Annotated in this window: 9 protein-coding genes and 2 tRNA genes; 1 reads left to right on the top strand and 10 read right to left on the bottom strand. The window is 69.5% G+C overall.

Going from position 1 to position 9,599, the window contains the following annotated elements; all coding sequences use genetic code 11:
• Positions 1-294 precede the first annotated feature (294 nt).
• The 10 genes from D6682_01785 to D6682_01740 all read right to left on the bottom strand — a co-directional run bounded on the left by D6682_01785 (position 295) and on the right by D6682_01740 (position 8,410).
• Positions 295-371: transfer RNA gene (locus D6682_01785), tRNA-Asp, on the bottom strand.
• 138 nt (positions 372-509) lie between these two features.
• A tRNA-Val gene (locus D6682_01780) sits at positions 510-585 on the bottom strand.
• Between the two features lie 113 nt (positions 586-698).
• On the bottom strand, positions 699-974 hold the full coding sequence (locus tag D6682_01775; GenBank protein ID RMH52507.1) for an HU family DNA-binding protein: 276 nt from the start codon (positions 972-974) through the stop codon (positions 699-701).
• Positions 975-1,174: 200 nt separating this feature from the next.
• Positions 1,175-2,548, bottom strand: coding sequence for a class II fumarate hydratase (locus D6682_01770; GenBank protein RMH52504.1), 1,374 nt, complete (start codon positions 2,546-2,548; stop codon positions 1,175-1,177).
• A gap of 170 nt (positions 2,549-2,718) precedes the next feature.
• Positions 2,719-3,576: a pantoate--beta-alanine ligase gene (locus D6682_01765; GenBank protein ID RMH52506.1), complete on the bottom strand. Its 858-nt coding sequence runs from the start codon at positions 3,574-3,576 to the stop codon at positions 2,719-2,721.
• Positions 3,567-4,397, bottom strand: coding sequence for a 3-methyl-2-oxobutanoate hydroxymethyltransferase (panB, locus tag D6682_01760; GenBank protein ID RMH52503.1), 831 nt, complete (start codon positions 4,395-4,397; stop codon positions 3,567-3,569). The genes D6682_01765 and panB overlap by 10 nt, the downstream gene beginning before the upstream one ends.
• Positions 4,398-4,455: 58 nt before the next feature.
• Positions 4,456-6,168 (bottom strand): DNA polymerase III subunit gamma/tau, encoded by a 1,713-nt coding sequence (gene dnaX / locus D6682_01755; protein RMH52502.1) that lies wholly within the window; start codon positions 6,166-6,168, stop codon positions 4,456-4,458.
• A 25-nt stretch (positions 6,169-6,193) separates the two neighbouring features.
• Positions 6,194-6,895 carry an OmpA family protein gene (locus D6682_01750; GenBank protein ID RMH52501.1) on the bottom strand — a complete coding sequence of 234 codons (702 nt, stop codon included), beginning with the start codon at positions 6,893-6,895 and terminating at the stop codon, positions 6,194-6,196.
• Positions 6,896-6,935: 40 nt separating this feature from the next.
• A complete protein-coding gene (locus tag D6682_01745) occupies positions 6,936-7,670 on the bottom strand; it encodes a DUF1538 domain-containing protein (protein RMH52500.1) in 735 nt (244 codons plus the stop codon).
• Positions 7,667-8,410: a DUF1538 domain-containing protein gene (locus tag D6682_01740; GenBank protein ID RMH52505.1), complete on the bottom strand. Its 744-nt coding sequence runs from the start codon at positions 8,408-8,410 to the stop codon at positions 7,667-7,669. The genes D6682_01745 and D6682_01740 overlap by 4 nt, the downstream gene beginning before the upstream one ends.
• A 105-nt stretch (positions 8,411-8,515) precedes the next feature.
• Between D6682_01740 and D6682_01735 the strand changes: the two genes are divergently transcribed.
• A partial coding sequence (locus D6682_01735) for a hypothetical protein (GenBank protein ID RMH52499.1) occupies positions 8,516-9,599 on the top strand: 1,084 nt, incomplete at its 3' end.

Genomic DNA, 9,599 nt, shown 5'->3' with positions numbered 1-9,599 from the left:
TCACAAAAAGTCCGTCCGTGGACTTTTTGCTCGACGGGAATCGAAGGGCGCGGTCTTCGATCCCCTTACAAAATCGTCGGTTGCATGCGCAAGCTCCGGATTTGCGCGACCGCCTGGCCGCGATGCCGGCTTCTTGCGAAGTCGTCATCACTGATGGTTTCCAAGAACCCATCATCGCGGCACGCCAACGCCACGATATTCGTTGTCGGCGAAATCGTCACGAACGAACGAAAACGCCCGGCGGGGCGGGCGCCGGGCGTTTCGGGCTTCACGGATTGTTGGTGGAATGTTGTATGGCGGAGCGGACGGGACTCGAACCCGCGACCTCCGGCGTGACAGGCCGGCATTCTAACCGACTGAACTACCGCTCCACGTTCTGTTACGACGGCCTCTTGCGAAACCATCATGGCCTTGGGGCGGCGGCTCGAATCCGTGGCCGGAACGAGCCGTCCGCCTCCTGCCTGGACCACAAATGACAAATGCCCTGCCGCGGCGCACAGAGAGGACGATGGTGGGCGCTGCAGGGATCGAACCTGCGACCTACGGCTTGTAAGGCCGTCGCTCTCCCGGCTGAGCTAAGCGCCCGCTGCCGGCACGGCGGGATCGGCGGAGGATGGACCGACCTGCCGCACGCAGGGGGAGGCCGGGAAGCGATCGCCGTCAGGGGGCGCGCGCCACCCTCGGAACAGCGTTGCCCTCTACTCCTGGACGGCCTCTTTCAAGGTCTTACCGGGGCGGAAGCGAACCCCGCGGGAGGGCCCCACCTCGATGCGCTCGCCGGTGCGCGGGTTGCGGGCGGTGCGGGCACCACGCTCGGTGACGACGAAGGAGCCGAAGCCGACCAGCGAAACCGAATCCCCGCTGCTCAGCGCGCCGGTGATGCCCGAGATGACCTCATCCACGGCCCTGGCCGCCTCCGCCCGGGAAAAACCGCCCTCTGCGGCCACAGTATTGATCAAATCAGCCTTGTTCATGGATACAAAGAACCTCCCCATGCAGAACTTTTTCGAAACGAAGAGATCGACACATCGCAACCCGTTCCGCGACGCACCGGAGTGTCATGTCGGAACGCCCGCTCACAAGGCTCCAGACCCTCCGACCGGTAACCTTGCAGATCCGATTCCGACCCCGAACGACAACGCGGCGAACTATAGGGGAGATGCCCCACCCCGTGTCAACCCTCCTCCCGGCGGGGGTGGAGCATGGCCCGCGGGTCGAGCAGCCGTTCGAGCTCTGCCTCGGGCAGGATTGCGCGCTCCCTGCAGAGCTCGCGCACCGTTTTGCCTTCGCGTACCGCCTCCTTAGCCAGTTCGGCGGCGCTGTCGTAGCCGATTACCGGTGCCAGGGCGGTGACCATCGCCATGCTCCACTCCACCTGCTCCCGGCAGCGTTCGCGGTTCGCCTCCATTCCGGCGATGCAGCGATCGGCGAACAGCCGGCAGGAGGATGCGAGAATATCCAGGGATTGAAGCAGGTTGTGTGCAATCACCGGCAGCATGACATTGAGATCGAGCAGCCCCGATGCGCCGGCGATGCCGATGGTGGCGTCGTTGCCCATCACCTGGGCGCAGACCATGGCCAGCGACTCGGCCATCACCGGATTGACCTTGCCCGGCATGATCGACGATCCGGGCTGGACCGCCGGCACCCGGATCTCGCCGATGCCGCAGCGCGGGCCGGCGTTGAGCAGCCGGACATCGTTGGCGATCTTCATCAGCGAGGCGGCGATGGTGCGCAACTGGCCGGAGAGCTCGACGGCGGCATCCTGCGCCGCCTGCGCCTCGAAGTGGTTCTCCGCTTCGGTGAAGGGGAGGCGGTAGCGCGCGGCCAGCTCGTCGGCGATCGCCGCGCCGAACCCCTCGGTGCTGTTCAACCCGGTGCCGACCGCCGTTCCGCCCTGGGCCAGCTCGCAGATTCTGGGGCGGACCCCCTCCAGCCGCTGCCGGGCCAACGCCACCTGCCGCGCCCAGCCGGAGAGCTCCTGCCCCAGGGTGATCGGGGTGGCGTCCATCAGGTGGGTGCGGCCGATCTTGACCACATCGGCGAAGGCGGCGGCGCGCTCGGCGATGGCCTCTTCCAGCCGTTCCAGCGCCGGCATCAGCCGGTGGAAGGCGAGCTCGGCCGCTGCGATGTGGATCGCGCTTGGGATGACGTCGTTGGAGGATTGCCCCATGTTGACGTGGTCGTTGGGGTGGACGGCGCACCCCGGCGCAAGCTGCATCGCCCGGTTGGCGATCACCTCGTTGGCGTTCATGTTGGTCGAGGTGCCCGAGCCGGTCTGGAAGATGTCGAGCACGAAGTGGTCGTCGAGCGCCCCTTCGATCACCTCGTCGCAGGCGGTGACGATCGCCCGGCTGCGGCTCTCCCCGAGCCGGCCGGCGTTGATCCGTGCCGCCGCCCGCTTGATCTCGCCCAGCGCCCGGATGAAGTCGCGGCCGAAACGGATGCCGGAGACCGGGAAGTTGGCCAGCGCCCGGGCGGTCTGCGCGCCGTAGAGCGCCTCATCCGGCACCTCCATCGTGCCCATCGAATCGCGTTCCGTTCTCATGTTCGCTCCGATTTCCTGCGGCGGCCGTCCATGTGCCTTCACCCGCCGTCGTCCCTATGTGCAGGCGGAAGAGCGCGCTCTTCGATTCCCTCACAAATCCGTTGCTTGCATGCGCAAGCTTCGGTGTTCGCAACCCTCCCGGTCGCGGATGCCGGCTTCGCATGGGGCCGTCACGCCCTCTCCACCCCTGCGGGGCGCAGTGGAAGGTTGTCGATCAGCCGCACGCCGTCGATCCTGACGGCGGCGAAGAGCCGGCTGTTCTGGTCGATCCGATGCACCCGGCGTAACGACGCCCCGTCGCGGATGGTCAGATACTCCACCGCGATTCCCGCCCGCGTGAGACGGTCGGCCGCCTCCGCTTCCCACGCGCGGCAGTCGCCAGCCTCCTCGGCCGCCCGATTCTGCAGCCAGTACAGTACCCGCGGGAGTTCCGCGGCCAGCCGCCGCCCGGCGGGAGAGAGGTTGCGGTTGCGGCTGCTCATCGCCAGCCCGTCGGCTTCGCGCACGGTGGGCACCGATTCGATGCGGATGGGGAAGTGGAGATCGGCGCACATCCGGCGGATGATCAGTAGTTGTTGCCAGTCCTTCTCGCCGAAGAGGGCCAGATCGGGGCGGACCAGATGGAAGAGGATGGCCACCACGGTCGCCACGCCGTCGAAATGGCCCGGCCGGGAGGCTCCGCAGAGGGTACCGCTGAGTTCGGGATCGACGGTGAGGGTCACCTTCGGCCCGTCGTCGGGGTAGAGCGTCTGTGGGGCGAAGAGCAGATCGACGCCGGCGGCCGCGCAGCGGGCACGGTCCCGATCGAGCATGCGCGGATAGCGGTCGAAATCCTCGTTGGGTCCGAACTGCCGCGGGTTGACGTAGATGGAGACGACCACCCGGTCGGCCCGGCGGCGGGCGGCCTCGATCAGCGCCATATGGCCGTCGTGCAGCGCCCCCATGGTCGGGACGAAGGCCAGCCTGCCTGCCGCCCGCAGCGGCGCAAGCGCCTCCTCCAGCCGAGCGGCCTCTCGGATCAGCCGCACGGGAAACGCCGGGCGCGCACGTCGGCGCACCAGTCGGCGATCGCCCGCCGGGCGGTCGCCCCGACTTCGGCATAGGCCGGCGCGAATGGGGGGGGATGATCGGAGAGCCCCAGCAGATCGTGCCAGACCAGCACCTGGCCGTCACAGCCGCCGCCTGCGCCGATACCGATGGTCGGGACGGCCACCTCCCCGGTGACCCGGGCCGCCAGTTCTGCGGGGATCGACTCCAGCACGAGCGCCAGCGCACCGGCCTCGCACAGTGCCCGGGCATCGTGCAACAGCGCCCGGGCCTCCTGTGCCTCGGTCGCCTGCCGCCGGTAGCCGCCGATACGGGCGATCGATTGCGGCAGCAGCCCGAGATGGCCGACCACCGCGATGCCCCGCTCGCTCAGGAAGCGGACGGTTTCGACCATCACCGCGCCGCCCTCCAGCTTGACTGCATCGCAGCCGCTATGCTGCACCACCCGCACGGCGCTCTCCAGCGCCTGCTGCGGCGATCGCTGGTAACTGCCGAAGGGGAGGTCGGCCACCACCCAGGCGGAGCGGCGGCCGCGCACCACCGCCGCGGCGTGGTGGCAGATCATCTCCAGCGTCACCGGGATGGTGGAGGAGAAGCCCAGGCTGACCATGCCGACCGAATCGCCCACCAGGAGCACATCGACACCGGCCTCCTCGGCGATACGCGCTTGGGTGGCGTCGTAGGCGGTGAGCCAGCAGAGCGGGCGCCCCTCGCGTTTGCAGCGGCGCAGGGTTCGGGCGGTGAAAGGGGGAGGCGTGCATCGGTTCCGCGCTCCCGTCGGGATGGGGTGGTCCGTGGTCATCATCGACTCCGCTTCGGCCCGGAGGGGCTCCGGTTGCCGTCGGTGGTGGCGGCGGATGCTAGCGGGTGGAGGGGGAGCGTTCCTCCGCCGGAGCGGGATCGGCCTGCTCTTCGGCGGGGGCGGCGCCGGGGGGCAGCACGTCGATCAACGTGCAGTCGAGCTCCGCCATCAACCGCCGGATGTGTGGATCCTCCTCCGCCTGGCGGCGCAACCGCGTCTGCTCCTCCGCCGCCTGACGCTTGCGCGTTTGCGACAGCGTCTCGATTTCCGCGCCGCTTCCGTCGTCCCGGCGCCACTCCACCGTGCGCCCCAGCCACTCCTGGAAGCGGCGCCGTTGTGTGATGCCGATCGCGCGCTCCTGCAGCTCGTTGAGCAGCAGCACCACTCCCTGGTCGTCGAAGCGGCGGCAGCGGACATGCTCCAGAACGGCGGCCTGCGCCGGCTGCTCCTGCTGGTAGGCGGCGATCGCCTCCGCCCAGCTCCGCGCCCATCCGCCCCCCTCTGCAGGAAACGCGATGTCGGTCGGTGAGGCGGCGGGGGCGCAGGAAGATGATGGGGCGCTACCCCCACCCCGCTCCGCCACAGGGGAAATGGTGTCATGCGTGCCTTCCCCTTCACCGTCCTCCCTCCGCTCCGGCGGCGCGGAGGGTGGGGCGGCGGGAGGGGGCGCCTCGGGCGGTTGCAGCAGGTTGAGCCGGGCCAACCGTATCAACACCATCTCCACCCCGGTCTGTTCGTCGATCCAGTCGAGCGACTGCAGGCCATGGAGGGCGATCTGGTAACGGGTGTCGACGGCCATCGGCGACCAGCAGTCGGCCTGACGGCGCAGCCATGCAACCATCTCGGGATCGGACTCCTCCTCGATCAACACCGGGGATAGCTGCAGGCAGGCGATCCGATGGAAGAGGGCGGTCAACGCTTCGAGCAGCTTGCGCGCCGTCCCCCCTTGCCGGACCAGCGTGCGCAGGGTGGCGACCGCCTGCTCCGCATCGCCGGCGAGCACCGGATCGGCCAGCCGGCGGGCACTGTCGTCACCGATCAGCCCCAACGCCTGGATCACGACGTCGCGGCCGATCCGTCGCCGCTCCAGTGCGACGACCCTCTCGGTCAGCGAGAGCGCGTCGCGCAGGCTGCCGTCGGCGGCGCGGGCCAGCAGCGTGAGCGCCCCCTCCTCAACCTCCTCCACCCCCTCGGCCTCGAGCACCCGCCGCAGATGAGCGCGGATCTCCTCCACCGACAGCCGCGCCAGGTCGAAGCGTTGGCAGCGCGAGCGGACGGTGACCGGCAGCCGGTCGGCCTCGGTGGTGGCCAGGATGAAGAGGGCGTGCTCCGGCGGCTCCTCCAGCGTCTTGAGCAGGGCGTTGAAGGCGCTGTTGGAGAGCATGTGCGCCTCGTCGATGATGTAGACCTTGGCCGCCATCGAGGTCGGCGGATAGCGCACCGCGGCGATCAGATCGCGGATGTCGTCGACACCGGTGTGGCTGGCCGCGTCCATCTCCACCACATCCAGCGCCGAGCCGTCGGTGATCGCCCGGCAGTGGCTGCACTCGCCGCAGGGCTCGCCCTGCTGCGGCCGGGTGCAGTTGACGGCCATCGCCATGATGCGGGCGATGGTGGTCTTGCCCACGCCGCGGATGCCGGTCAGCAGGTAGGCGTGGGCGCGGCGGGCGTCGGCAATGGCATTCTTCAGTGTGCGCGCCACCACCTGCTGACCGACCAGGTCGGCGAAGCGGCGCGGGCGCCAGCGGCGGGCGAGGACGACATAGCTCATGCGAAGCCTCCGGCGGCGGTGGCGCTCAACCCTTGCGGAAGGAGTCGTCGGGGGCGATGAGGATCTCGACGCGTCGGTTGAGCTGGCGGCCGGCTTCGGTGCGGTTGTCGGCACGCGGCTGCGATTCGCCCCGCCCCTCGGTGTGGATGCGCCGCCGATCGACGCCGTGGTCCTCCAGGTACCAGGCGACGCTCTCGGCCCGACGGCGTGAGAGCTCGAGGTTGTAGGCCGCAGAACCGATGTTGTCGGTGTGGCCGGTGATGCGGATGGTGGTGCGGGGGTAGCGGGCGAGGATGTCGGCCACCTTGTCGAGCGTGGCGCGGAAGGCGGGCTTGAGCTCGGCCGAGTCGAAGTCGAAGGAGACTTCGCTGTTCATGGTGATCTTCAGGTTTTCGTTGCGCAGCCGCTCCACCTCGATGCGGTGTGCCCGCCGCTCCTCGGCCAGGCGCCGTTCGAACTCCGCCTGCTGTTTGTCCATGTAGGCGCCGACCCCCGCCCCCAGCGCGCCGCCGATGGCCGCGCCTGCCAGTGCGCCGCGCAGCGCGCCGCCCGAGTGGTCGCCCTGATAGCCGATGATGCTGCCGGCGATGGCGCCGATGGCCGCACCGGTGAGCCCTCCCTGTTGCGCCTTGGTTTGTGGCTGGGTGGTGGCGCAGGATGCCAGCAGCAGTGCACCCGGCAGTACGATCAGCAGGGCGCTGCGGTGATGGCGGGATCCTCGTCTCATGGGTTGCCTCCGAAACGTGGTGTTGCGCAGCCGGATGATATTACCGCATCCGGCGGCCGACGATGGCGTAGAGCAGAACGGTAATGATCGGAAAGATGCTGGCAAACGCCACCAGGCCGAAGCCGTCGATCAGCGGGCTTCGGCCGGGGATCGATTCGGCCAGGCCGATGCCGAGCGCGGCGAGCAGCGGCACGGTGACGGTGGAGGTGGTGACACCGCCGAGGTCGTAGGCCAGCGGGATGATGGCGTGCGGCGTGCGTACGGTGAGGAGCATCACCAATGCATAGGCGCTGAGCATGTAGATCCACAACGGGGTACCGCTGACGATGCGGAAACAGCCGATGGCGACCCCGACGGCGACGCCCGAGGCCACCGCCAGGCGCAGCCCGAAGGCGGAGATCGTCCCACCCGAAACCCGCTCCGCCCGCATGGAGACGGCGACCAGTGCCGGTTCGGCCAGCGTGGTGGCCAGCCCGATGGCGAAGGCGAACAGATAGACCCGGCCCATGCGGCCCCATGCTCCGGCGGTGGCGGGGTCGATATCGGCGGTCAGTTGTTCGGCCATCAACGCCCCGAGCGGGAAGATGGCCTGCTCCAGCCCGAGCAGAAAGAGGGTCAGGCCGATCAGGACGTAGAGGAAGCCGCGGATCACACGCCACCGATGGATGATCGGCCGGCGCAGGACGAAGAGCTGGAAGCCGACCAGCAGCAGCAGGATCGGCGCGACGTCGCGCAGCGTCTCCAGCAGTACCCGATGGAACATGACGGAGGTCATGCGGTGACGATCCCGAAGAGCAGCACGAAGGCGATGGGCAGCAACGAGGCGAAGGCGATCAGGCCGAAGCCGTCGATCAGCGGGTTGCGCCCGTGCAGGGAGGCGGCCAGGCCGATGCCCAGCGCGGTCACCAGCGGCACGGTGATGGTCGAGGTGGTCACCCCTCCGGCGTCGTAGGCGATGCCGATGATCTGCGGCGGGGCGAAGATGGTCAGCAGCAGCACCACGCCGTAGCCGGAGAGGATGCAGTAGTGGATCGGCCAGTCGACCACGATGCGCAGCACACCGAGGACGATGGCGCAGCCGACCGAGAGTGCCACCACCAGCCGCAACTGGAGGGCATAGCCGTCGATCGCCGCCCGGTGGTGGGCGATCATCCGCTGATCGGCGGCGATCTCCGCCGCCTTGCCGGCGACCGCGATCAGCGCCGGCTCGGCGATGGTGGTGCAGAAGCCGAGCAGGAAGGCGAAGGCGAGCAGCCAGAAGGAGCTGCCCTTCTCGGCGAAGGCGCGGGCCATCATCTCGCCCAGGGGGAACATGCCGATCTCCAGCCCGCGCACGAACAGGGCCAGGCCGACCAGGACCATGATCCCCCCCTCGACCATGGCGCGCAGCTGGTCGAGCGGCTGATGCAGCACCACCACCTGGAAGAAGAGGATGACCGCGATAATTGGCAGCAGGTCACGTGCGGCATCGCGCAGGGGGTGGAGCACGACCCGCAACGGTTGGAGGAGGGGGATCCGGGATGGTGGTGGCGCCACCGGGCGAGGATAGCAGATGATTGGTTGCGCGACCAACCCGCAGGCCGCACGATTGCCGGAATGGGCAGGCGGTGGTTGTGGCCGGTGTCGGTTGTGCTGCTGGTTGCGGCACTGGGCTTGGGGCTCCTCTGGCGGGAGCAGGAGCGGGTGGCGGCGGCGCTGATCGCGCGCACCGTGCCGCAGCTGCACTACCGCCGGGTTGAGCTCGATGCCGCAGCCGGCCGGTTGGCGCTGCGCGGCGTCGATTGGCGCGGTGCGGGAGTGGAACTTGCCGGGAGCGGCGTGACCATCCTGGTCGACCCCGACACCCTGTGGGGTGGGGAGGTGCGGATCCGCCGTCTCGTCCTGCAGGGGGGGCGGGTGACGCTGGAGCCGGAGCGGTTTGCCCTCGGATCGGGGTCGGAGACGGATCTGGCCCTGCCCGAGCGGATCGACCTCTCCGGGGTGGAGTTCATCCTGCGCCACCGCCGCCTCGCCCGTCCGCTGACCCTACGGCTGGACGGTTCGCTGTTGCGCCGGGGGGCGCTCTGGCGCATGCGACGGTGGCGTGCGGGGTTCGCCGGAGGCACGGTGGAGCTGAGCGGGGAGGTGGATCCCTCCCGCGGGGCGGGCGAGGCGGTGGTGCACGGCCTAGATGCAGGGCGCCTGATGCGCCTGGCGGGAAGGGTGCGGAGGCAAGAAGCCGGCACCGCGGCCGTGGACGGCCGGTTGCGTTGGCGGGTGGCGTGGGATGCGCCGGAGCGTGCGGATGTGGAGGGGGAGCTCGCGCTGCGGGAGGTGCGGCTGCGGCTGGGTGGGGCGCTGCAGCGGTTGGAGCGGATCGATGTCGGGCTGGCGTGGCATGGGGATGGGCGGCGATTGCGCCTTTCCAGGGTGGCGTTGCGCGGTGGGAGGTTCCATTGGCGGGGGCGATGGCCCGTGGCGAAGCGTTCCGGCAGGGGACGGATGCGGGCGGTGCCGATGCCAGCCGGCCTCTCCTGGAGGATCGACCGGATGGAGGCGGAGGAGAGCAGGATCGACCTGGAGCTGACCACCGCCGCGGGGATGGTGCGGATGCCTGTGCGGATCCCTCGCATGGAAGTCGACGCCCTCGCCTCCGGGGGAGGGGCGCCCGGGCGGGTCGATGCCCTTCTGGCCCTGGCGGAGGGGCGGGGGCGGCTGCGGCTGG

It is taken from the genome of Zetaproteobacteria bacterium (assembly GCA_003696765.1).
Classification (GTDB): Bacteria; Pseudomonadota; Zetaproteobacteria; order Mariprofundales; family J009; genus RFFX01.
Note: the sequence above shows the minus strand (reverse complement) of the source record. Positions and strands in the feature narration are given on the sequence as shown.

Bases quoted from the DNA above. Each gene is read 5' to 3' on its own strand.
- D6682_01775 (RMH52507.1), bottom strand. From the start codon at position 974: ATGAACAAGGCTGATTTGATCAATACTGTGGCCGCAGAGGGCGGTTTT.
- D6682_01770 (RMH52504.1), bottom strand. From the start codon at position 2,548: ATGAGAACGGAACGCGATTCGATGGGCACGATGGAGGTGCCGGATGAG.
- panB (RMH52503.1), bottom strand. From the start codon at position 4,397: ATGACCACGGACCACCCCATCCCGACGGGAGCGCGGAACCGATGCACG.
- dnaX (RMH52502.1), bottom strand. From the start codon at position 6,168: ATGAGCTATGTCGTCCTCGCCCGCCGCTGGCGCCCGCGCCGCTTCGCC.
- D6682_01750 (RMH52501.1), bottom strand. From the start codon at position 6,895: ATGAGACGAGGATCCCGCCATCACCGCAGCGCCCTGCTGATCGTACTG.
- D6682_01745 (RMH52500.1), bottom strand. From the start codon at position 7,670: ATGACCTCCGTCATGTTCCATCGGGTACTGCTGGAGACGCTGCGCGAC.